Source organism: Halalkalibaculum sp. DA384 (genome assembly GCF_043951955.1).
Taxonomy (GTDB): Bacteria; Bacteroidota; Rhodothermia; order Balneolales; family Balneolaceae; genus JAMQKA01.
Window position 1 is genome coordinate 1 of sequence record NZ_JBINJE010000009.1, and the last position, 25,090, is coordinate 25,090.

12 protein-coding genes and 1 pseudogene are annotated in these 25,090 nt (G+C 50.3%); all 13 read right to left on the reverse strand.

Going from position 1 to position 25,090, the window contains the following annotated elements; genetic code table 11:
- Positions 1–191, reverse strand: a pseudogene (locus ACG2E4_RS07055) (sugar phosphate isomerase/epimerase); the annotation flags it as partial.
- A gap of 321 nt (positions 192–512) precedes the next feature.
- A complete protein-coding gene (locus ACG2E4_RS07060; RefSeq protein WP_395276117.1) occupies positions 513–2,012 on the reverse strand; it encodes a sulfatase-like hydrolase/transferase in 1,500 nt (499 codons plus the stop codon).
- Positions 2,013–2,082: 70 nt separating this feature from the next.
- A complete protein-coding gene (locus tag ACG2E4_RS07065; protein ID WP_395276118.1) occupies positions 2,083–5,280 on the reverse strand; it encodes a PVC-type heme-binding CxxCH protein in 3,198 nt (1,065 codons plus the stop codon).
- Positions 5,281–5,417: 137 nt separating this feature from the next.
- The gene (locus ACG2E4_RS07070) at positions 5,418–6,857 is read right to left on the reverse strand and encodes a RagB/SusD family nutrient uptake outer membrane protein (RefSeq protein WP_395276119.1); all 1,440 of its coding nucleotides are present in this window, start codon (positions 6,855–6,857) and stop codon (positions 5,418–5,420) included.
- Between the two features lie 114 nt (positions 6,858–6,971).
- A complete protein-coding gene (locus ACG2E4_RS07075) occupies positions 6,972–10,424 on the reverse strand; it encodes a SusC/RagA family TonB-linked outer membrane protein (RefSeq protein WP_395276120.1) in 3,453 nt (1,150 codons plus the stop codon).
- Positions 10,425–10,437: 13 nt separating this feature from the next.
- The gene (locus ACG2E4_RS07080; protein WP_395276121.1) at positions 10,438–11,514 is read right to left on the reverse strand and encodes a FecR family protein; all 1,077 of its coding nucleotides are present in this window, start codon (positions 11,512–11,514) and stop codon (positions 10,438–10,440) included.
- A 243-nt stretch (positions 11,515–11,757) separates the two neighbouring features.
- On the reverse strand, positions 11,758–12,414 hold the full coding sequence (locus ACG2E4_RS07085; protein WP_395259032.1) for an RNA polymerase sigma factor: 657 nt from the start codon (positions 12,412–12,414) through the stop codon (positions 11,758–11,760).
- Between the two features lie 960 nt (positions 12,415–13,374).
- The gene (locus tag ACG2E4_RS07090; protein ID WP_395259035.1) at positions 13,375–14,784 is read right to left on the reverse strand and encodes a sulfatase; all 1,410 of its coding nucleotides are present in this window, start codon (positions 14,782–14,784) and stop codon (positions 13,375–13,377) included.
- 48 nt (positions 14,785–14,832) lie between these two features.
- Positions 14,833–16,221, reverse strand: a complete 1,389-nt coding sequence (locus ACG2E4_RS07095; RefSeq protein WP_395276122.1) for a sulfatase — start codon at positions 16,219–16,221, stop codon at positions 14,833–14,835.
- 30 nt (positions 16,222–16,251) lie between these two features.
- Positions 16,252–17,763, reverse strand: a complete 1,512-nt coding sequence (locus tag ACG2E4_RS07100) for a RagB/SusD family nutrient uptake outer membrane protein (protein ID WP_395276124.1) — start codon at positions 17,761–17,763, stop codon at positions 16,252–16,254.
- Positions 17,764–17,787: 24 nt separating this feature from the next.
- Entirely contained in the window at positions 17,788–21,159 is a 3,372-nt protein-coding gene (locus ACG2E4_RS07105) for a SusC/RagA family TonB-linked outer membrane protein (RefSeq protein WP_395259045.1), read from the reverse strand.
- Positions 21,160–22,191: 1,032 nt separating this feature from the next.
- Positions 22,192–23,559 carry a sulfatase gene (locus tag ACG2E4_RS07110; protein ID WP_395276125.1) on the reverse strand — a complete coding sequence of 456 codons (1,368 nt, stop codon included), beginning with the start codon at positions 23,557–23,559 and terminating at the stop codon, positions 22,192–22,194.
- A gap of 1 nt (position 23,560) precedes the next feature.
- A complete protein-coding gene (locus ACG2E4_RS07115; RefSeq protein WP_395259051.1) occupies positions 23,561–25,057 on the reverse strand; it encodes a RagB/SusD family nutrient uptake outer membrane protein in 1,497 nt (498 codons plus the stop codon).
- Positions 25,058–25,090 lie beyond the last annotated feature (33 nt).

Consider the following 25,090-nt stretch of genomic DNA (forward strand, 5'->3'; position numbering starts at 1 on the left):
TCCAGGGTGGCGGCCAGCTTCTGCGGGTCGGCCAGCTCCCCCATCCAGTAGGCGATCGGCTCGATCCCGTCAAACCCCGCCCGGGCCGTCACCTCAATCATATGGCCCAGTTCACCTTCGTGGGCCTCCCCGTTGCCATCCATAAACCAGGTGTACACTTCCGCTCCAAATCGAAATGGTAGGTCTGTCATAATGTTAAAGTTTGGTTTAATTAAAAATAGTTTTATTGAATTTCACTAATGATCTCTTCGTAAAAAGGGTTATTTACCGATATCTGTACACTCATTGAGGGCTTTGCAAAACCCTCACTTATTCGTTCTGAGGGAGTTGTACTCCCGTTAAAAGGTCAATAAGGTCGGCAGTACAACTACCTCCCAGCAAAATAGCAGGTTCTGCAAAGGTCTCTCATTATACGTTATATCTCAATATCTCATGAGCTATTAATTAAAGCTTAAAATATTCCCGGGAGCTATTCCTGAACAAAAAAGCCGGGCGGTTCAACGCTTATAAAATCAGAACCACTCAAGATAAAATTTGGAAAGAACAAGGTTATCCCCTGTCTCCTCCTGCAGTTCTGAAAGCTGCTTCATGAGCCGTTTAATAATTGGCGTTGAATCTTCCTGCCCAGCCAAATCCTCTGTTTCATATGGATCCTCTTCCAGATTATATAATCGGACCTTCGGAATATCGGGATACAAAATAAGCTTGTGAGGCCATTCAATGACGGATCGCTGCTTGTCCAGGTAAGCCCCGTATATCGCCGGATGAAGCTCCGTTTCTTCACCACGAATAAGTGGTAACAGAGATCGAAACTGATAGGAGTGGGGCACCGCGCCACCGGCCAGCTCAATCGTCGTGGGAACGGCATCCTGCAGGTATATAGATGCATCGAATACCTCTCCCGCGGGAAGACCCGGTCCCTTCATAATAAAAGGAACTTTCAGGGAATGCTCATACATATTCTGCTTTCCCATAAATCCATGTTGTCCTGCTGCAAGGCCGTGGTCCGAGGTAAACACGAAAATCGTTTGTTCCAACTCTCCTCTCTTCTCCAGTTGGTCCAGAATATACCCGATCTGTTCATCCATATGTGATATAATCGCGTAGTACTCCTGCCGGTGTACGCTGACGGCGTATTCGGTACGGGGAAACGGAGCCAGGCGTTCATCACGAAGGTATGGACTCGACTCTATCACTTCCCGTGGTGTTCCTGGAGGATGCGGGCGATTCCGTTCATTAACACGTCCGGCTCCAATCGGATTTTTAAAAGGGTATTCCGGAAGATAGTTTTCAGGGATTTCCAATTCATCCGGATTGTAGGATTCAACAAATTTTTTGGGCGACTGCCGGGGATCATGCGGGGCGTTAAAGGCCAGGTACATGAAGAACGGCTTGTTGCGTTCTGAGGCATCGTCGATAAAATTAATGGCATCATCGGCCAGTACCTCCGACCAGTGTTTGCCTCCCTCCCAGAATCCACCGAATGTTGTGTCATAAGGACTCCAGGGATCTTCTTCCCCCTTATGAGGACGATCGTATCCGGCCTCGGTCTGATCCGGCATTCCCGGACGAACGTGGACCACATGGTCAAACAGATCCCCGGGATCAAGACCCGGGACGTGCCACTTCCCCGTAAAATAGGTCTCATAACCTGCCGTTTTCAGCCTTTGACTCCAAAAATCACCGGACTGGCGAATCTGCCGGTAATCTTCGCTACGCGCTTCTTCAGCGTTCCAAAGATATCGTCCGGTGTTGAGCATCGTGCGGCTGGGCATGCAAACGGCCGGGGACCATGATCCCATATTGTAGGCGCGGGTGAACCTGATGCCCTCTTTCGCCAGTGCATCAATATGAGGGGTTCGAACCTCGCTGTTTCCATAGGCGCCGACGTCATGATAGCTGAGATCATCCGCAAATATGAATACAATATTAGGCTGCTGTGCCTTCCCAACTTGTGTTAAGAGCAGCAGGCACAGCGCCATTACTATGTTAATGCCCCATGATCTCAACATATCTTGTTCGCCCAATTAAAACCCATGAATTTATCTGGTCATTTCATATCAATTATTCCTTGACGCGGCATCACTCCTCAAGAGGATGCTCGTTCAACAACTCCTCCGGGGTATAAAAACCGGATTTATCCTGAACGGAGGCCCGCACCTCTTTTACCTTTTCCGGGGAAACGGGCGCGGCCTCGTTCCCGAATGCATTCCTGACGTAGGTAAGCACGGCAGCGACCTCCTCGTCATTCAGCATGCCGCCAAAGGGTGTCATCGGGACCTGCCCGGGATATTCTTCGCCCAGCACCTCTATGGGACCCTGCAGTCCCTTCAACACCAGTTTTATCAGCCGCTCCTCGTCTCCAAGGACCCACTGCGTACCCGCGAGGGGCGGAAATCCGGAGGCAGCCAGCCCTTTGCCGTTGGGCTGGTGGCAGGTCTCGCAGCTGCCATCGCGGCTATAGATCTTCTCGCCCAACTCATACAGCTCCCGGTCGGCCCCTTCCAAGTCAGTCTGGGCCATCTCCTCACCTTGTTCGGCCGGGATATAGGATTCGCCCTGGATATGGGCCATCGCCGCATTAAAGGTGGGGGCGATCCAGCGGTCGAGCGGTTTCTTGCTGGCTTCGGCCAGGATCGGCAGCCCTTCCTCTTCGTCCAGCCATGAGGCGGCCACAATCGCTTCCAGACGTACCCGCCCGTGATCATCGCCTGCGGCCTGCATCAGCAGCTCTTGCTGAGCCTCAACCTGATGCCCAGAGTAGCGCAGTACGCGTACCGCTGCTGCGCGCACCCGATGGTCACTGGATTCCATCAGCTCCCGAAGCAGCGTTTCATCTACGTCGTTGAGTCCCCATGTGACCCACAGTGCCTCCAGCAGGTGATGCTCGTATTGCGGATCTTCCTGGTCCAGGTCCGCAGTCCATTCTGTAATATGCGAACGGACCTCGGCAGCGTCCCGGCCACGCAGTTCGCGGCGGGTGCGATAGCGCGTCCGGTACTCGGGCAGCTTGAGATTATCGAGCAGCTGTTCGATGGATGCACCGGCGATCTCGGCCGGTTCCACCAGCGGTCGTGATGGATAGGTGATGCGATAGATGCGCCCGTGCTTGTGGTCGCGCAGCGGGTCACGCGCATTATGCTGCATATGCCCGACCAACACGTTGTGCCAGTCGACCAGGTAGAGCGAACCGTCCGGGGCAAATTCCATATCCACCGGCCGAAAATTCCCGTCAGATGACTTTACCAGATCCAGGCGGTGCCGGGTGCTGTACCCGGTTCCTTCCTCGATCACCTGGTGCTGCTTGGTTCCCAGGAAACCGATGGTATTGTTGATCAGCATGTCGCCCTGAACCTCTTCGGGGAAGTGGCGGCTGGAGACAAATTCCAGGCCGGAGGTTGGCCGGACCATGTGATCCTGCTCGATCAGTTGCTCCGATTTGGGAGAAAACTCACCGTACAACGGTTTAATGCTACCGGGCATCATCCAGCGTACGTTCGGGCTGGAAGTCTCGGCAAAAAAGTTTTGTCCCCACCGGTCAAAGGCGATACCCCAGGGATTGGGAATCGAAAGCTGGGCGGTACGTTCCAGGTGGCGGCGTTGCGGGTTATAGCGGTAAAATCCGCCGTTGGTCCCCCGGACCGGTCCATACGAGGTCTCCACATTGGTCCGCAGGAAGACCCCTTCCCCCATATAGACTGCCCCGGAGGGATCGGCCGTATAGGCACTGTGGGCATGGTGAGTGTCGTGATCATCAAACCCGCTCAAGACGATCTCCACGCTGTCAGCCTGGCTGTCTCCGTCGGTGTCAAAATACTGTTTAAGGTTTGTTCCCTGAGAGACCAGCACGCCATCAGAGGTTATTTCAAAACCAACCGGCAGGTGCAGGCTGTCGGCAAAGGTAGTCTGTTTATCGGCACGACCATCCCCATCCGTATCTTCAAGAATAAGCAGCTTATCGTTTGGCTTACCATCACCTGGTTTCCAATGTGGGTAGCTGGGCATGACCGCCACCCACAGCCGCCCCCGGTTGTCAAAGGAGAGCTGCACCGGGTTGGCCAGGTCAGCAAACTGCTCCTCGGAGGCAAACAGCTCAATTTCATATCCGGGGGCCATATCGAAGGTTTCTAGCGCCTCTTCCCCGTAAAGGTACCGGGTATCACCGGGTCCGTCCGGCTCATCTTCATAGTTGGTTTCTACCTCGGGGAGCTCCAGGGTATGGGCATCCGCGGCCGCCAGATCCGTCGTTTCTCCCCGAACTGCCTTCCAAATAGCCGTGTCCCGAATAGCGGTCATCTGGCGAATCTTCTCAATTTCGTAGGGATAATTGTCGGGTCCGAACGGCTTGTAACGCCGCCCGTATGCGTGGACCCCGTTGGGAATCTTGTAGTCGTTGTGCCAGGTCCAGTTTTTTTCCATCACCGCGTCATGGACCAACTCCTTGTGTTCTTCGGCCCTGGGCTCGACTTCGCCAAAGACCCGGTCGGCCAGCAGTTTTGAAAACCGCTTGTACCCCTCACCGGAGAGTTGGAACCCGTCGATCGTCAGGGGCTTTTCACTCTGTTCAAACCAGGCTTTCGTTGGCGTAAACGTATCTACAAAGTGCACATCGTCATACGCGGCGGTGACCTCTTCCATCGCTTCGGTGTACATCTGCAGGTTTGCGTTTTCCTGCTCCCCGTCGGGCAGGTCTTTACGGTCGGAAAGGTCTTCAAAGGCGATGGGAGAGACAATGGCCAGTTTGGGGGGCGTTTGCCCATTATAGGTCTGGCTCAGGGTGTGCTCGATAAACGCCTCGAGCTCCGCCTTGTAGGTTTCCAGTCCCTCTTCGCCCCGGAAAGACTCATTGTACCCAAAAAAAGCGATGATGATATCGGCTTCCAGCTGGGTCAGCCACTCGTCAGGTGTCGGGAAGTGGCCGATACTGGGAGCCTGGAATGCCCGGGCACTGTCCGCAATAAACGACAGATCATCAATAAACTGTTCGGCTCCCGGAAACGCCCACGGTGAATTTCGTGCCGCATGCGGCCTGAAAACGGGGGTATTTCCGGGATCCGACATATTCCGGATGTACAGCGTGCTGTCGGGATAGCGCAGATGCATCTCGGTTTCGAAATGACCGAAGTTTAACATACGCGAGCCGAGATTATTTCCCAGCAGGACAATATGGGAATCTTTATTTAAATCGACCCTGGGTTGATCCGAACAGCTGGCCAGAAATGTTGCCAGCCCGAGTGAAACTGCGAGCAAATGTATTATTCGCGATGAAAAATTATTCATAAAACGAACCTTTCGATAGTATTAATGGCTTTTTGATGATAGAATGAAGGATGGAGCCCACATTAAAGCAGACCCCATCCTGACATTCCTCATGTATTATAGTAGGTTATTATGATAAAGCCCAGAATTTTATCCCATTAATAACCGGGATTTTGAGTGAGGTTCTCGTTGTTGCGTCGTTCGGGGGCCGGTATCGGAAACAGCAGCTCCCGCTCCGAAAGCGTCGGGCCATAAACAAAAGTATGTCCGACATAATCCTCGAATTTTTCTCCATTTCCCAGGTTATAGGCCTTGCGCAGGCGAACCATGTCGAACCATGCTTTATTTTCGAAGCTGAGTTCGTGGAATTTCTCCTCCCAGACCTCTTCCCTGAACTCCTCCTGGGAAAGCCCGGCAAGATCCGGGATATCGGCCCGGTCCCGAATGGCGTTCACCGCATCGTAGGCGTCCTGTGTAGGTCCGCCGTTGACCTCGTTTTCTGCTTCCGCAAAAATAAGCAATACTTCCGCGTAGCGAAACAGCGGCCAGTTCATCCCGGAGACGGCAGTCTCAACATTAGCCTCCTCGTCAAAGAATTTCCAGAGATACCAACCGCCCAGGTTCTTGGTCACACTGCGGTCGGATGCCGGTGAAAACTCACTATAGTAGAACCCTTTTTCTTCGGCTCGCTTGTCACCGGATTCGTATGACTCCACAAACTCTTCCTGTGCAAAGATACCCCCAGTCTCGGCAGAGAACACCGATATATCCTGGTTGTAGGGAAGGGTTACATACTGCAGACCGTTGTGATCAACAATATCGGCATCGAACTGCACCATAAAGATGTGCTCTCCGGTATTCTCCAGGCTCTCCTGTTTGAGTTCTTCATAGGTATCAAACAGGCGGTATTCGCCGGAATCGATAACCTCTTTTGCTTTGTCCCTGGCAAGCTGGTAATACTGGTCGCCCCCCTGTAACGGGTAACCCGCCATCGTCAGGTAGACGCTGGACAGCAGGGTTTTAACGGCTCCCATTGTAGCTCTTCCGGTTTCATTATTAAAAGGCAACCCGGAGTTAGACTCCACCCACGTTAAATCACTGACTATTGCGTCGTACACGTCTGCAACCGGGGCCCGTTCCGGAGCCAGGTTTTCCGAATCTAAACCGACAGGCTCCAGAATAAGGGGGACATCCCCGAAGATCCTGACAAGATTATAATAGTAGTACGCACGCAGGAATCGTGCCTCTCCCAGCAACCTGTTTTCCGTGGCTTCATCCAACTGCTCAATATTGGGAATATTGGCCAGGGCCTCGTTGGCATTGGCGATACCGCGATAATGGCTGTTCCAGTAGGTTTGGCCATAACCGTTATCGGCACTGTTGTCCAGGGCCCGGATATCAAGGCTATTCGTCGCCTGGCCGAGTTCCGTGTTTGCCAACCCGGTTTGAAACTCCGTCATAAGCCAGGGAGCGCCCCCGAACCCTCCTCCTCTGACTGCTCTCAAGTCTTCATAAATAGCATTGACTGCAGCTTCAGCGTGGGCCGGTTCGGTATAATAGTTGTTTTTTGTAAAGCTTGTAGGATCCGAATGCGACAAGAAGCTGTCACAGCCAGAAGCTACAAGTGCAATAAAACTACCAAGTATTAAATATGAAGTTAACTTTCTCATAGGTATGGAAATAAAATTTTATAGTTAAAAAGGCGCATCATTTTATAATCCAAGGTTGACACCCAAAATAAATGTTCTGGATTTTGGGTATTCAAAGTACTGTGCCCTACCTCTGGAAAATGGCGCACCTGAAGTCGATATTTCAGGATCATATCCCCGGAATTCCGTAATAGTGAACAGATTCTGCGCGGTGGCATAAACCCTCAGATTACGTATGCTCAGGGGACTCAAAATGTCCTGGGGAAGATTGTATGACAACGTAAAGTTTCTGCCCCGGATGAACGAACCGTCTTGCATCCTGTGGGTGTCGTTGTCGGTATCATACCCCGCCTGTGTAGGCCGCAACTGTGCAATCGGGGTGTCCTGGTTATCCGGCGTCCAGGCGTTCAGTACGGAGCCCAGGCTGTTGGCGATTCCCACCCGGTCTTCCGTTGAGTGCACTGCTTCCCACATAATATCGTTACCATACATGAATTGGATATCAGCGGAGAACTCAAAGTTTTTGTATGTAAAGGTGTTGATAAGGCTTCCGTACCCATCGGGCACACCGTTTCCGATCGGAACACGGTCGTCCTGGTTGATAGCCCCGTCGTTGTTTACATCTTTATATTTCACATCTCCCGGAAGGCGATTATACTGGGCTGCTTCCTGAGCTTCATCGGTATTCCAGGTACCCAGGGAGATATAGCCCATAAATGTATTTACAGGCAACCCTTCGCGGATAATGCTTCCCGCACCGCCGCCGTGCACGCCGCCGCCGGTCTCGATATCGGATCCACCGTGAAGCTTGAGGACCTCGTTTTCATTAATTGAGATGTTGAAGTCCGTGCTCCAGGAAAAGTCGTTGCCCTGGACATTATACGTTGTTAATGCCAGCTCAATACCCCTGTTTTCCATGCTGCCTATGTTTTCAAACACGGTAGCATACCCACTTGTGCGGGGCAGAGGTCGTTCCAGAAGCATATCCTCCGATTTTCTGCGGTACACATCCGCTTCAACCGAGATCCTGTCATTAAAGAGTCCCAGTTCAATTCCCAGGTCAATCTGTTTGTTAACCTCCCATTTCAGGTCGGGATTGGCCAACCGCTGAACACCGACACCGATATTCCGGCTTCCGCCAAATATAGCTGTATAGGTTCCCAGGCCAGCCTCATACTGGTAGTTGGAAATTTCCGAATTCCCGGTCAACCCGTAGCTGGTTCGAATCTTCAGGTTGGATATCACCGAGTTGTTCCGCAGGAAATCCTCCTCGGATACTCTCCATCCCAGTGCAGCTGAAGGGAAAAATGCGTATCGATTGTTTGAACCGAACTTTGAGGATCCGTCCACACGACCCGTCACCGTAAACAGGTACTTGTCGTTGTAGGTGTAGTTGATTCTGCTGAATACCGATGACATCGAGTATTCGCTGGTAGACGAATTGGGCGGACGTGGATTGTCGGCTATGCCCAGGTTGTTGTATTCAAAATAATCATCGATAAAACCCCAGGCCTCAGCTGTGGAGCTGGAGCTGTGAGAAGTTTGAATCGACTGACCCAGCATGGCATTGAGTGAATGCACTTCACCAAAGTCATTACTGTAGTTCAGGATGTTTTCAAATTGCCAATTGGCATTTTGCGATGGCGAAATACTTGCAATACCGTTTTGGTCGCGTGACAGGAATGGAAGCGTGCGACCAGAATACCGATCCTGTTCCTGGGTAATCACATTTGTACCCAGCATCGTTCTCAGCTCCAAGTTGTCGGTAAAGGTGATATTGGTATGGATGTTGGCAAGTATATTCTGGGTATTCAGCAGGTGAATACTCTCCTCGGATACTCTCCGCTGGTTGGGTCCACCTTCCATCCCGGGATAATCTTCATTACCGGCCCATGTTCCGTCCGGGTATTTAACCGGTACAATCGGAATGGACTCATACAACATTCGCATGGACCAGGGATGAAGCTCTTTTTGTGATTGGTTGCTGTACGTGAGGCTACCTCCCGCGCTCAACCATCCTGCAATTTCTGTTTCCACATTAAATCGACCGGAATAGCGCTCTAACCAGGAATCCTTCATCACACCCTGCTCATCGTCATACGACAAGTAGAGTCCGTAGGTGGTTCCCTCGTCTCCCCCGGCAACCGAAAGGTTATGCCTGTGGGTTATCGCCTGTCGGAAGGCTTCATCCTGCCAGTCGGTATCATACAGCGGATTTCCACTTGAATCGAACAGGCGGGGATCGGTTCTCTTGTCCACCGGGTTGGTGTACTTGCCCGACGCAAAACCTGCGGGATCATATTTTTCCGCATTGGAGTAGGCGATCTCTTCAACCCTGAGAAACTCCTCGGCATTCAACACATCAATCTTTTTGGCTACCGTACCGGTACTGACAGATGCATCGTAATTCACACGCGGGCCTTCACGGGTTCCTTTTTTGGTCGTGATCAGAACGACACCATTGGCCCCCCGTGCCCCGTAAATTGCCGTAGCGGAAGCATCTTTGAGCACCTCAATGGACTCAATGCTGCTTGGAGGAATGGAATTGATTGCGTGTGTTCCACTCTGCATGCGTTCTACATTCAGCATCACTCCGTCAACAACATACAACGGGTCGTTCGTATTGCTTACTGAGCTGCTGCCGCGAATACGAATAGTGGGAGAACCTCCTGGTTCACCGGAATTCAGAGAGACATCAACCCCGGAAACGCGACCTGCCAATGCCTGAGAGACGTTGGTGGAGGGCCGCTCCTGGAGAACCTCCTCATCTACCGTTCCCACGGAACCGGTCAAGTCGGATTTCTGCTGGGTACCATACCCCACGACCACGATATCCTCACCCATAATGGCTTCGCTGGTCATGCTTACATCAATGGTAGTACGACCATCGATCGGAACCTCCTGTATCTCAAATCCGATGAATGAGAACACCAACGTATCTTGGAGAGAAGGTACATTTAACGAATAGGTGCCATCACCAGCGGTGGCGGTTCCCGTCGAGGTTCCTTTTACCGTAACGTTCACGCCCGGCATGGTGTCGCCGGTCTCGGCGTCTGTTACCGTTCCGCTGACGGATTCAATTTGGGTGGTTTTCTTGAAATCGTTTCCTCGAAGCACAACATAACCACCATCGAAAGCAAAATACTTGATATTTGTCTGCTCAAATATCTTGTCGAGAGCCTCACCCAGCGATACCTGTTCGAGGTTCACCGAAACGCGGGGATTCTCAGCCAACAGCTGCTTGTTGTATGAAAATTGGATCTCTTTTTTTTGCTCCAGGTAAGCCAGAAGTTTCTCAACAGTAACCTCGTGATATTTCAGCGTTACCTTCTGTTGTAGCAGTTCTGAGCTCGAACGCTCCAGGTTCAACTCCTGAACCCGGGCATCAGTGTACAGGTTCATCCTGTCCTGTGCCTCTGCTGTTCCACTCAACCCAACCGTGAGTATGAAGCAAAAAATCATTGCCCATATCGGTCGTTCCGATATTCGCATATTCCTATGGTATTTTTTTGTCATTGGTTCTATCCCTTTAGTTAGAATTAAATACTACTGTGTTTTCGCGTATTTCATAATCTATATCGAGAGAGAAAGCAATAATTCCAAGCACCTTCTCCACTCGTTCTCTTTTAAAAGAAGCTTTTAGCCGTTTTGTCAGCAGCGTGGAATCCGCCACTTCAAAGTTCATATTATATGCCCGTTGCAACCGTTTCATAACGGTTCGCATCGGGGTCCCGTCAAATATCATCTCTCCATTTACCCAGGCCAGGTGCGGGGCAAGCGACACATTTTCGGGAGTGGCAGGCCGGCCTCCCGGGACAACCGTTGTGCGTTGTCCTTTGTTCAGAATAACGCGATCGTCTTCTGGGTCGACTTCCGGTACCTGCTGCCTGCCCGTTGATCCGCCATCAGTCCTTACGGAATTGACCGCTACCGTCCCGTCTCGCACCACTACTTCAACCGCTTCATTTTCCTGGTAGCTGTTGACATTAAACTCGGTGCCCAACACGTTGACCTCGACCCCATTGGCATGCACCACGAAGGGGCGCTCCTCGTTGTGAGCAACCTGGAAAAAGGCTTCGCCCTCCAGGTACAACTCCCGGCTGGTTCCCTCAAAAGCTTTTGGGAAACGCAACGTACTCATGGAATTCAGCGTCACCTTGCTTCCGTCACTAAATTCCATGCTGGCGCGTTCTCCGCGGGCCGTCTGAATATTCTGCATGGCAACTTCGGTTTCAGCTGTAGTTTCCGGGACTGTACCTTCTGACGCGATAAAATAGTAGGCGGGTATTGCAATCAGCAACAAAATGGCCGCTACCCGCAGCAACTGGCGTACCGGGTGGCTTTTTGAACGTGGATGGGTACGAATTTTGGGGCGGGACGACTCAACTGACGAAGATGCCGTTTCTTCAAATTCTATTCCCAGGCGCTCGCTGAACCGCTTCCAGTCCTCGTCAAAATCGACCTCTACATTGTAGAGCGGGCTGATGCGCCATACTTTCTTTATTGCGTCAAAAAATTCCTGGTGAGCCGGATTTTCTGCCAGCCAGTTATGCAGCCGCCGCTCTTCCCGCGGTGAGCATTCCCCCGATAGATAGCGGTGAATCAAATTCCAAATTCTCTGATCTTGCATATAATAACAGCACGATTATGGGTTCTCAGTCTCTGCTTAGTCCTGCCAGGCAGATTATACATGATTTCCACTCAACAGAAACCGTTCAGTAACTAAGATCCACGCCAGTCCGGGCACCCTGTAATTTTTTTGAAAAAAATTTTAAGAGACGACTGTTACCATTAAGTCATGGAAGGGATAGGCTGCAAAAAACACACTCACGCCGTTCAAACATACTTTTCAACAAAAAATATACTCTGCAACCGTCATCAAAAGAAGGGTGGGAAGGTAGTTGGCAAGCCGTTCACGCAGTATACGGAGAGCCCTGCTCATCTGAGATTCCACCGTTTTGTGCGAAACATCCATCACCTGGGCGATCTCCTTGTAGGTCAGCCCGTCCCTGCGGTGCAACTGATAGGTCATTCGGGCACGCTCGGGGAGCGACTGTATCGCCTGTTGGGCCGCCTCCTGGAATTCCCGCTCTTCACTAATCTCCATTTGTTCCGGGTATATTTTCGCCTCGCCCCTCTCTTCCAGGTAAGACTCAATATATTTGCGTTCGGTTTTGCGATTGCGCAACAATTTTAACGCTTCATTTTTAACCGATTGATACAGATACATTTTCAACGAACGGTCGGGTGACCAGCTGCTTCGCCTTTCCCAGATATTCGCAAATACATCCTGCACAACATCCTTGGCCAGGTACGACGATTTCACATAGTGATGGGCAAAATCAATCAGCTCGCGATAGTAGGTTCTCATCACATTCTTAAATGCCCGTACGTTGCCCTCCTGAATTTCCCGTACCAGCAGTTTTTCACTCTGATTCTCCGGACATCTCCCGTCACTGCTGTTATCCTTTTTACGTATGGAAAAACTGACTGTACCGTTGTCCATTCCTAAATTCATATTTAATTATTCCCATCCTGAAAAGTCAGTTTCATCAAGGCTTGCTCGTTAAGATGCAAAGCAAAGGATCTCGCATGCTAAAAATTCAGATTGGAGTTGGAATTTCGCGAGATCTACTGATCACTTCTAACTTGTAAGAGACGGCGGGGATTCAGTTCTACTGCTTTTTCTTTGTCAAAAGGAAAATTCTTTTCAGTTGCAACATTTAGAACGGAGAACTAAACTGGATGAAGGGCCACTTTGACAAATAATCAGGGCTTCTCTCAAAAAGCCGCGAATCTCTTTTCTTGCCGGGGGCTTGCGAGTCAGCTTGTCTTGTTCATTTTTTGTACGGCCAAAAAATGAACCAAAAAAGCCGCTGGGGAATGGAAGATATTCGCCTTACCGGGTCGGTTCCGGTCAGTTGCTTTCAAGCGCCGGTCACTTCTCTGCCGTTGCGTGCCGCCATTCCCCAGACCCCGACGGCGGCTTGCTACTGGCCAACCCTGTCCACTGATAACCAGTCAATCAATAACTCCCCCCTTCGTTGTGTTTGCCCGGGCGGGGCACAATTTCATCGACCGGGAGGAGAGCATCTAACTTCTCTGGTAACCCCAAGTCCTGAAAATTCCGGCAGCTGATCCCGGTGGGGATGGTACGAGTGGACGCCCTCAACAGTATTAGTTTCCCAGCGGATTGCGTTCAATGGGTTTGTCGCAGGCGCAGTTTAGTTATTTGAGGACTGGTTATTAGTTAATTGTTAAGTAATAAGGACATTGCTGACAACCAGTAACTAATTCCTAATAACAAATAACTAATCTCCTGCGGTGGTTGTTGCGGTTCATTTTTTTTATCACTCAAAATGAACTAGCCTGCTACGGAAAAAGAGTGACCATGATTTTTATAGAGGCCCTAAATAGTCGTTTCGTCCTTTGAACGTCTTGGACAGCCCCTTTTGGCATATCGGATTTACCGCACCTGTTCCCTCCACTGCTTCCATTTGTCGCGCATCTGTTGTAGCAGGTCTGCATGCTCCGGGTCACCGGCCAGGTTCTCCGACTCGTCCGGGTCCTCCCGCAGGTCATACAGCTCCTCGTACAGCGGCTCGCTGTCCAGGTAGCGCAGGTACTTGTAGTGTTCGGTGCGGACGCCCTCCGTGCGCGGGATCCGGTCCGGGAAGCTGTGGTGCTCGTAAAAGAACTCGCTGCGCCAGTCTTCGGGACTCTGTCCAGCCACGATAGGAGCAAATGATCGACCCTGCACCTTCTCCGGAACCGGCAGGCCCGCCCAGTCCAGGAATGTCGGCAACAGGTCGATCATTAGCACCATCTGCTGGCGTTCAGTACCCGTCTCGGCCGCCCGCAGGCCCGGATGCCGGACAACCAGTGGAATGCGTATTGAGGTATCGTGGCCCAGCCACTTGCCGGCAAACCCGCGATCCCCCAGGTACATCCCGTGATCGGCGGTAACCACAACAATGGTATTCTCCAGGCGACCGGTCTCGCGAAGTGCTTGCATTATCTTTCCTACCTGCCGATCCACCCCGGTGACCATCCGGTAGTAGCGACGCATCGAGCGCTGGAAGTTCAGCGACTCCGGCGGCCCCAGCCGGTAGTCCCAGCGCACCCGGTTCAGCGACTGTTGTAAAAAGTCGGGCTGGGATTCAAAAAAACCGGGATCCGACAGTGGCGGGGCCGGTATTTCATCCCGCTCGTACAGCACTGCCGTGGCGGGAGAGGCCGGGTAGGGTTCGATCGGGTGGAACCCGTCCTGCACGTGCGGGGCCTTGAAGCCGACTGTCATCGCAAACGGCTTGCCGGCCGGCGCGTCGTGGATCATATCCACCGCCTGGTTGCCCAGCCGGTCGGTCAGGTGGGAGCCCCGCTCGGGGGGATACTCCTCCGACCAGAACTGCCCCTGTCCGTCATAGGCCCGGTCATCATCAAACAATCCCTCCCGGTACGTACCCAGGTGCCACTTGCCAACGTAGCCGGTGTGGTAGCCGTCCTGGCGCAACAGGGCCGGGAGGCTGGTGGATGCCTGCCCGGGGGTCAGCTGGTCGAACTGGTCAAAATAGATGCCGGTACGCGCCGCGTACTGTCCGGTCATCAGCGTCCCGCGGCTCGTAATACAGGTGGCCGTGGTGGCAAATGCGTTGCGGAAGACGACCCCGTCGGCCGCCAACTGGTCGATATGCGGGGTCTGAATGATTTCATTGCCCATAAACCCCAGCGGCTCATGGTCCAGGTCGTCCACAAACACCAACAGAATATTGGGCCGATCCTCTGCGCTGTCTTGAGCAGATACCGTAGCCCCTCCCGTGATATCGATTAATAGTAACGAAAACGTAAAAATATACAGGTATAGTAGTTGTCGCATCTCAGGTTAATTTATTGTTAACGAATATCTCCGGCTTTTCTCGCAATACTAAAATTCGGGGCTCCACCAGTTGTTTAATCGCTGAGTCAGTTCCCTGACAATTTCCGGGTGCTCCGAAGCCACATCATTCCGCTCATGCGGGTCGTTTACAATATGGTAGAGTTCCGGTTCTTCAATCATATCTATGAACCGCCCACCGCCGGATAGTTCTTCCTCCGGGGAGGTTCCCTCCTCTTTGGGTACGATCAGCTTCCAGGGCCGCTTCAAGACCACCCGGTGCTCCAGGCTTTTGGTGGGTTCATGAACATCGGCAATATCATGATTAAAATCCTCGCTATACACGGCCTCCCGTGCTTGAAGCTGCTCCTGGTCCAACACGTTGATTCCCGGCAGGGTACGTTCCGGTTCAATATCAATGATATCCAGCACTGTTGCGGCGATGTCGTTACTGCTGACAAACGTGCTCGTATCCATCCGGGCCGGTATTTCCCCCGGCCACTTGTAGGTGATGGGCGTGCGTATGCCGTCATCGTAGGGCGACTGCTTGGAAGGCCAGATAAACTGGTTCTCTGTCTCCGGGTTTTGGACCCATCCATTATCCGTTACATACACCACCAGGGTATTGTCCTCCAGGCCCCGGTCCTCAATCGATCCCAGCAACTGCCCGACCGTTATATCGAACCAGTCGATCATGGCCCAGTATTTGGCAATCGGCTCACTTGGTGCATCGGTCAGGTATTTCTGCAGTAACGAATCTGGTGGCGTATGAGGCGTGTGCGGCATAAAGGGAGCATACCACAGGAAAAAGGGCTTGTTTTCCTGTTGCGCCTGGTCCATGAAGTCCTCAATAGGCTGCATCCCCTCCCGGCCTATATCTAGGCCTTCATCGCCGTGCCGGCCCCCGCGGGCCGGATCCCCGTGGGTCATCCCATGGGTAAAGCCGCCGTCTTTCCAGCTGCCTTCCCACCATTTGCCGGTTTGAAGAGAGAGGTAGCCCAGCTCCGACAGGTAATCGGTAAGGGAGGGCAGCTCATTAAACCGGTTGGTGACCACATCATTCACCTCTTTTCGCGCCTGCAGCCACTCCGTACGGGAATTCGATTCCCGGTCAAACTCGAACGCCGGATCGTTACCCGTAACCCCGTGTTGATGCGGGTACAGCCCGGTAATCAAAGAAGCCAGGGACGGCCGGCACACCGGGGCCGGCAGGTACCCGCGCGTAAACGTCAGCCCTTCCGATGCCAGGTTATCGATGTTGGGCGTTTCAATATGGGGATGACCCATGAAGCTGTAGTCGGTCCACGCCTGGTCGTCCGATATTATGAATACAATGTTGGGAGGCCCTTGACTTGCATCCGCCGGCTCCTTCTCACCGGAACCCGAACAACCAATAAGTAAAACAACAATTAAGAGATAACTTTGACTAAAATATTTCATGATTCCTGATTTAAATAATCTTCAATACTCCTACCAACCCGGATTCTGTGCCAAGTCTGCGTTTAATGTTCGTTCCCTTTCCGGTATTGGGTAGAGCAATTTGTACTCTTCAATAATATATACCGGTTCAGTGAAGTGCGGCTGGATATCCTTAACATCCGGTGCATGCTGCTGCATAACCTCCATGGCTCTTCCCTGTCTTAACAGATTATACCACCGATGATTTTCAAAAGCCAATTCAACACGTTGTTCATGGTAGACCGCGTCCCTGAAATCAGCCTTTGACAAACCGGCGGTCAAAGGATCAAGACCCGCCCTCTGGCGAACTTCATCGATATAACCGTACGCCTCACTGGTGGGACCCTCAATTTCATTAATGACTTCAGCCATCATCAATAACACGTGGGCATAACGATAAACCGGTATATTGTCATTGGTTCTTCCAAGAACCGAATGATCGGAGGCATATTTATTCACGTACAGTATTGTATCCCCTATCGCAATACCAAATTCAGTATTACCCGGATCCACGTAATACCCTATGGAAGCGTCTTTTCTTAAATCGTCCTGCTCGTAGGCATTTAGGATATCCCTGGTGGGTATATTTAACCCCTGGGGAGTGCCCCCGTTGTCACCGGTAACAGCGGACCCGGAATTATGGGGAGCAAATTGATAAATTAAATTATTACCCAGCTCCCTGTTACTTTCCAATTCCGCATAACTGACATCAAATATATACTCCTCGTGATACTTGTTCGCCGGATCAAAAATATCTTCATAATTGTCCACCAGCTCATAGCCAAGCTGCATTACGCTTTCCAGCTCAGTACGAGCGGAAGCATACTCTCCCTGGGTTAAGTACACCTCTGCCAATAATGTCCTGGCGGCTCCTTCCGTGGCCCTGCCTTTATTTTCACCAGAGTAGCTTTGTGGCAACACCTGGGCAGCAGCGCTGGCATCCTGGATGATCTGGTCATAAACGGCCTGGGCATCAGCTCTGGATCCAATTACATCGAAGGCCTGCGATGGAGATTCTACCTGGTCCAACACAAGTGGGACCCCTCCAAACAGCCTTACCAGATGGAAATAGTAAAAGGCTCTCAAAAATTTGACCTCGGCCGTAAGCTGTTCTTTAAGCCCATCGGTCTCAAACTCGGCCCTGTCAATATTATTTAGAACAGCGTTGCATTTTTGAATTCCCTGGTACACATCTCCCCAATACGGTTCGATATTGGTATTTGTGGATGTCATCGTGAATTCATCTATTAACCAAATGGGGTGAGGACCAAAATTCCCAACATTATACTGAACGATGGTATTGTCAGAACGCAACTCCGAGAATTTCCACTGGTTTCCATACATATCCTGCAGCTTGGAATAGGCCCCGATCACCGCCTGCTCAACCTGCCCTTCATTTTGGAAGAATTCTGTCGAGCTTATGGCGTCTTCCGGGGAAGTCGTCAAAATATTATCACAAGCCGCAAAAGCAATACACAGAAATAAAACTACGCCAGGTAATACTATACCTTTAAACTTTTTCATGATATAAAACATGTAATTACCCAATTAAAAATTAATATTGATACCCAATGTGAATACCCTGGAAATAGGATAATTTGAATTTCGTGTTTCACCCGGTCGAAGTGGATTACCGGATAACAGTTGCACTTCGGGATTCTGAAGATTTGTATTTGATATCCAGGCATTATGCACATTTACATAAAGTCTCGCTTCATTAGCTCCGACAGTACTTAAGAATCCATGATTAGCAGAACTGAAGGTATGTCCCAGCGTTACATCCCGGATCCAGATATGTGAGTTATCAACGATCCAGGTACTTTGTGCATACCGGTGGATCACTCTGGACATGGCTCTCGGGATCAGTCCATCACCGGGATTTTCAGGCGACATCCATCGATCATTGGCCTCCGCGGATACGTTAAAAACGCCATCCAAATTCCAGAAATCCTCACGACCAGCCTGCATGGTTTCGCCTCCATGAGAACCCGTCATGGAGATGCTAAGATCAAAGCCTTTATAGTTCAGGGTATTGGTCAACCCCCAGGTGAAATCGGGATATGGATCCCCAATTCTGGCGAAATCGTCTATGGGCGTTATTTGACCGTCCCCATTAACATCCTTGTGCTTATAAGCACCAGGAATAAACAAACGATTGGTATTGGGAGCAGGACCATTGGGAATATGTTCAGCTATCTCTTCATTGCTGCTGTAAAGTCCTTCAACTACATACCCGTAGAATTGCCCAATGGGATACCCTTCCTCGGTAATGTGCTTAGCAACCGAGACGGGTGATATAATTGGGGCATCCAGTTCTGTAACTTTATTGGCGTTATGATCGATATTAAAATTCAGATCCCAATTAAATAATGAATTACTGACAACGGTTGATTGTATGGCTAATTCAATTCCTTTATTGGTCACCTCCCCCCTGTTGACGAGGGCGTTACTAAACCCGGAAGTAATGGGAGTTTCCACATTCAACAGCATGTTGCTGGTAACCTTGTTGTAGTAATCTACAGTGACATTTAACCGGTTCGCCAATAAACTGACGTCCAGCCCAACATTCAGCTGTTCAACTTCTTCCCATCCCAAATTGGGATTTCCCATGTTGGTAATGCTCCTGCCGGCAGCCTCTTGACTATTTAACGCGTAATCAGTTGATTCAACAACCCCCAAATGGGCATAATTGCCAATGTTGAAGTTTCCTGACTTCCCGTAACCCGCTCTTATCATCAGGTTGTCAATTTTATCTGCTCCGCTGAGGAACGCTTCCTCAGACAGCCGCCAGCCAAGAGAAAAGGAAGGGAAGGTCCCCCATCGATTATCGGATCCAAATCTTGAGGAGCCGTCTCTTCGTATCGTAGCTGTGACCAGGTACTTATCCTGGTAATCATAGTTGACCCTTGCCAGGGTAGACACCAGTCCCCACTCGGCCGTATTTGTTGCGCCGCTTTGGGTCGGGGCAGCTCCCAGCGTTCTAATTTCATCATCCGCAAATCCACGACCCGTGACGTTTGCAAAATCTGTAGTTTCCTGTTGAACCGAAAGCCCGAGGACGGCATCAACACTGTGGTTTCTCCCGAAATCCGCATTATAATTAAGGGTGTTTTCGCTTAGCCAGTTAATGGAATTCGATGAATTAACATATCCCACCGCCTCGGTTGGGGGATATGTGTTAAACGATCCAACAGTGGTGGGCTTGTAGTACTCAGTCCTTGTATCGGACCAGTCAAAGTTGATGGTGGAATTAAATTCAAGTCCGTCAATCAACTCATACTCTACAAACGCATTCCCAATAGCTCTGCCCCTTCGCAGGGTATTCTCCACCTGCTTTGCCTGTAAAACAGGGTTGGGGAATGCGAGCATGCCATCTCCGTCGACCATGGGATTCAAGTTCCCATTCTCATCTCTGACGTCGGCTATCGGATTTACGAGATAGGCACTTGCATAATCCCCTGTTCGATATCCATCCGTGTCTCCCAGTTCTTGTTTCTCCAGAGATGGCGCGAGACGTAATCCCACGTCCAGCTTGTCACTCAATGTGGCATTCACATTTACTCGAAAATTGTATCGTTTGTACCCTGTTTCCAACAGCGTTCCCTCCTGGTCCAGGAAGTTTACAGAAACCATCGATCTGATGGCCTCATTACCACCTCTTATGGTAATGTTTTGATTATGCATAAGCGCGTCCTCATGAATAAGGCTGGGCCAGTCGGTTCCCTCCCCATATTGTTCCGGGTTCCGATACATTTCAGGAATGTCTGACGGTTGGGGTTCCCTGTTTTCCCGCCATCGAATTAAATCCGAAGTCCTGTCATTCACAAGCTGAGCCCACTCCCGGGCATCAAGAACCTCGACCATGCCTCGCTCTCTTACACTTTGCAACCCGACAGAGCTGTTGATTTCAATCTGTGTCTCGGGAGTTCCACTTTTGGTAGTCACCAAAATCACGCCATTCGCTCCCCTGGAACCATAAATTGCTGTTGCTGAAGCATCTTTCAAGACTTCAATTGATTCAATCTGGTTTGGAGCAATGCTATTCAGCGGATTTGACTGTTGACTCGCTGAATTTGGAATGGGAAATCCATCTACTACATACAGCGGGTCATTCCCAGCACCAATTGAACCTATACCTCTGATGCGAATAGTGGGTCCCGCACCCGGGGTTCCGCTGTAATTATTTACCTGGACTCCTGCCACTTTTCCGGTAATCGCCTGGTCGAGGCCCGTTATCGGTTGTGAATCCAGATCCTCCATCGGTACTGAGGCTACAGAACCCGTCACATCTTTGCTCCTTTGGGTGCCATATCCCACGACCACCAATTCCTCCCCGCTCAATGCCTGCGGAGTTAATGCCACATCTAAACTCGTCCGACCATTAATTGGAACCTCATTCGTCTCGTAACCGATAAATGAAAACACCAGCGTGTCCTGCAGGCTCTCTACCGGCAGATCGTATTGGCCGTCAGAATTTGTGGCGGTTCCCTGGGTAGTGCCTTTAATTATGACGTTCACCCCGGGCAGCGGGTTCCCGGTTTGAGCTTCTGTCACCGTACCGCTGACACTTTCAAACGCTTTTTTAAAACTCTCCTCCAGCTTTTTACGAACGATTAAAACATCCCTGCTTGGAGGAAGCACAGCTTCCAAACTGGTTCCCTCAAGCAGTAAATCCAATGCTTCAAAAACAGATACTTCATTTACATTGACAGTAACTGTTTTATCGGGAATAGAACTCGTTTGCAGCGCCAGCCCGACATTGACCTCATCAGCCAGCATTTTGAGCGCAGTAACCAGTTTTACTCCGCTAAACTCAAGGGAAACGCTTTTTTCGTTTTCTGATGAAGATTCATTCGCTACCCACTGCTTGTCATAGCTATGTTCTTGTTTCTCTGCTACCTGTAGATGAAGAGCAGTCACATTACCCACCCAACATATTAAAAATGAACAAAGAACAAGTGCAGAAATACTTTTTTTCCCAATCCCTAACACTTTAAGTAGATTTGTAAGTTTATTAACCATATTCATAGGTTCTTAATTTTATTTAGGTGTGTTTTCCATTGTCTTTGCATTTTCTACCACTGTGGTCTTGTAAGTTACATTTCCCATCCATTGTCGCTGTCTCAAAACCAATTTTCAACCATTAAGAGCTTTGGAAAAAGATTTTCCCCGGTATATACATTCACCTTGACTCTGTCCTCTATTACTTAGTACGTATCTGAAGGAGAGAAGTATTAAAGTTTTTTTAAATCATTTTACTTTGGAACGTGAGTTCGATATAGCGATCTCAACCAAAATGCCTGTTTGTCTTGAAATGGCAAGAAAACAGTCCCTCCTCGAGGAGGGTGGGCCAATCGCGTGGGTTTCGCGATTGGGTCGGGAGGTGCAGGCCTAACATAGAATAACACCCCTCCCGCCTCCGGCGGGACTCCCCTCAAGGGGAGATTAAAGTCCAGCCCCCCAAGAAATTAAAAAACAATTTTAAAGTTGGACGTTATATTGAACTCAGGTTTTTGGAGGAAGCGTCATTCCGTGATTCCCCTTTTTTTTAAAAACATTTCACTTCTGGGAACCTTTGCAGAACCCTCTATATTTTGCTGGAAGATGGTTGTACCACCGACCTTGTTGATCGCTAAAACGGGAGTACAACTCCCTGAAAACGAAAAATTGAGGGTTTTGTAAAGCCATCTGTTAAATAATACCTCAAGGATGGAACATCCCTGTCTTGAAGAGAAAATGGACTCCTCCACTGTCCCGTTGACTGCACTGAAGAGATCAGCCCATTTGTTTATCAGGAAAAAACGGGTAACCCTTTGACCCGGATTATTCACGAAATAGAACAAATTACGGCTTAAGCCAATAATATTATTATATCTAGCGGAAGTACCCGGTAGCTCAAATTTGGGTATCCTCACAAATAGTTGCGAAATTTGGTGAATAATCCGGGTTAAATTAATCCTCTGGTTCCCACCACTGGTTAAGCCGGGCCTGCAGCCGGTCGACTAACTCAGGATGTTCGTCTGCCAGGTTTTGGGTTTCTCCCGGGTCATCCATCACGTTAAACAGTTCCAGTGGTTTGTCCGGCAACTGTTCATCGCCGGGAACAATCAATTTCCAGGGACGCTGAAGGATCACCCGATGCTCCAGGCTCTTTCCCGGGACTTTCGGATCAATCATATCATGGGTGAAATCTTCACTGTATACGGTAGTTCGGTCGCGGCGATCTGGGGAGTTAAAGATATTAATGCCGGGAAGGTTCGATGGTCCCTCCACTCCGGCAGCCGCGAGAATGGTGGGGACAATATCCGTGCTGCTGACGAAGCTCGTCGTGTCCATACGCGCGTTGGTATGGCCCGGCCATTTGTACATAATCGGGGTGCGGATGCCCAATTCGTAGGGTGCCTGCTTGGAACCGGTCAGGTACCGGTTGGCCTCCTCAGGATTCTGTGCCCAACCGTTATCGGCTACGTATACGATCAGCGTATTTTCAGTTAACCCGCGCTGATCCAGTATATTCTGCAGTTCACCAACGGTCTGGTCAAACCACTCACACATCGCCCAGTAGCGGGCTACCGGCTCACTGGGAGCCCTGTCTATATATTTTTCAAGGAGTGAATCCGGGGGCGTATGCGGTGTATGTGGCATAAACGGGGCATACCACAGGAAAAACGGCTGCTCCGCCTCCATGGATGTGTCTATAAAGTTGGAAATTGGCTCCATCCCCTCACGCCCGATGTCGAGGCCATCGTCCCCGTGGCGGCCACCCCGGGAGGGATCCCCGTGGGTCATCCCCTCGGTAAATCCTGCATCTTTCCAGCTTCCTTCCCACCACTTGCCGGTCTGGAACGAGCGGTACCCGGCCTGGCCCAGAAGGGTCGGCAGGTTAGGAATTTCCAAAAAATTTTGGGTGATCGGTTTATTTTGTTCTGCGCGCTCCAGCATCCACTCCTGGCCATATCGCTGCCCGTCAAAAGAGAATTCCGGGTCGTTGCCCGTTACCCTGTGCTGATGGGGAAACAGTCCTGTAGCCAGGGTTGCCAGCGAGGGACGGCACAACGGGGCCGCCAGGTATCCACGAGTAAAGGTCAGGCTCTCCTCGGCCAGCCCGTCGATGTTGGGGGTCTCGATGTGCGGATGCCCCATAAAGCTGTAATCCGTCCAAGACTGGTCGTCGGAGATGATGAGCACGATGTTGGGCGGCGTCTCATCAATCTCCTCCTGACTTCTGGACTCCTCATTTGAACTACATCCCACGAAAAGGAGCGAAAGTAAAACTACTCCCAAAAAGTTTTTTAACAGCATATAGTTAAGCTTCCCCATGCTAGTATCCCGGATTTTGTTCCATGTTGGGATTCAGAATTAACTCATTCTCCGGAATAGGATATAAGGTCATGTGAGATTCTACATTGAAAGCATTCTCATCCAGAGGGGTCGTTTCGGTAAAGGGCGTAGATGGATTTTCAACGGCCTCCTCACCATGGGCTCGCATGGTCTCCACCGCAGTGCCTGATCGAACCAGGTCATACCATCGTTTATTCTCAAACGCCAGTTCAAACCTCCTTTCGTTCAGTAATGCCTGCCGAAAGGATTCCTGGTCAGGTAAATCGACCGGTGTTAATGCCGACAATCCCGCCCGGTCTCTTATCTCGTTGAGCAGATCAAAGGGCTCTCCCGTGTCGTATCCTTGTTCATTAATAGCCTCTGCGAGCATGAGCTTAACATCGGCGTAGCGGATCAGCGGCCAGTTGTGATTGGTGCGGGGAAAATTCTCATCGGTGGCCTCATCCCATTTTTTGATATATGGAACATTGGCTCCACCGGGATCGAAATAACCAATTGAGACCTCCTTTCTCTCGTCATCTTCATCATAGGCATCAACCAATTGCCATGTAGGTAAATTTTTGCCCCATGTTCCATCGCCAACCAGGGTTGGAATTACTTCCGGAAATCCTCCCACGGGAGAGAACTGAAACAGAAAGTTACTGGATTCCCCTTCGGACCCCTCTTTAAACGGGACTTCATGAATCATTTCCGAATTAAATTTATTTTGGGGATCAAAAATATCAGAATAGTCAGCTAGCAGAGAATACCGATTTGAATTTATAATCTCTCTCAATTTTGTCTCGGCATCTGCGTAGTTACCTCGCCACAGGTGGACCTTGGCTAACACCGCTTTCGCTGCTCCACTTGTGGCCCGTCCCAGATTGGCGTTATCGTAGCCAGCCGGCAATAGCGATTCCGCATCCTGCAGGTCCTGAATTATAGCATCATACACTTCATCTGTTGGGCTTTGGGTAATCTCAAAGGTATTTAACCCACTGTTGAAAGGCTCTAAAATTAACGGAATATTGCCCCACAGCCGTACGGCTGTAAAATAGAAATAGGCTCTCAAAAATTTTAACTCGCCTTCCAGTCGCTGTCCCAGATCGGAATCAATGGCTCCATTTTGAATTCCATCCTCTAATTTTGACAACGGTAAATTCGCATCTTTTATGCCCGTAAACAGGGTATTCCACGCATTCTCGATTTCCGGTTCATCCGAGACCAACACGAACCAGTCTATACGAACCAGCGACCGCAACACGCCGCGATTTAGCCCGTTATCAAAATGGGTGTTGTCACTTCTCGCCTCCTCCAGTACATGGGCCTGGAGCACCCACTGTTGCAGCTGGTTATAGGCTGCATCGGTTGCCTGGATAAACTGGTCGTCATTCTGAAAAAAGGTTTCACTCGTTGCAATGGATTCAGGTTCCGGCTGCAAAAAATTCTCGCAACCCACCATTGAAACACCTGCCAGCCAAATTACTATTATCTTCAAATATATCATCCTTAAACCATCCATAATAAATCC

Coding starts and splice junctions, on each gene's coding strand:
- ACG2E4_RS07085 (WP_395259032.1), bottom strand. CDS start 12,414: ATGGACAACGGTACAGTCAGTTTTTCCATACGTAAAAAGGATAACAGC.
- ACG2E4_RS07090 (WP_395259035.1), bottom strand. CDS start 14,784: ATGCGACAACTACTATACCTGTATATTTTTACGTTTTCGTTACTATTA.
- ACG2E4_RS07095 (WP_395276122.1), bottom strand. CDS start 16,221: ATGAAATATTTTAGTCAAAGTTATCTCTTAATTGTTGTTTTACTTATT.
- ACG2E4_RS07065 (WP_395276118.1), bottom strand. CDS start 5,280: ATGAATAATTTTTCATCGCGAATAATACATTTGCTCGCAGTTTCACTC.
- ACG2E4_RS07110 (WP_395276125.1), bottom strand. CDS start 23,559: ATGGGGAAGCTTAACTATATGCTGTTAAAAAACTTTTTGGGAGTAGTT.
- ACG2E4_RS07060 (WP_395276117.1), bottom strand. CDS start 2,012: ATGTTGAGATCATGGGGCATTAACATAGTAATGGCGCTGTGCCTGCTG.
- ACG2E4_RS07100 (WP_395276124.1), bottom strand. CDS start 17,763: ATGAAAAAGTTTAAAGGTATAGTATTACCTGGCGTAGTTTTATTTCTG.
- ACG2E4_RS07075 (WP_395276120.1), bottom strand. CDS start 10,424: ATGACAAAAAAATACCATAGGAATATGCGAATATCGGAACGACCGATA.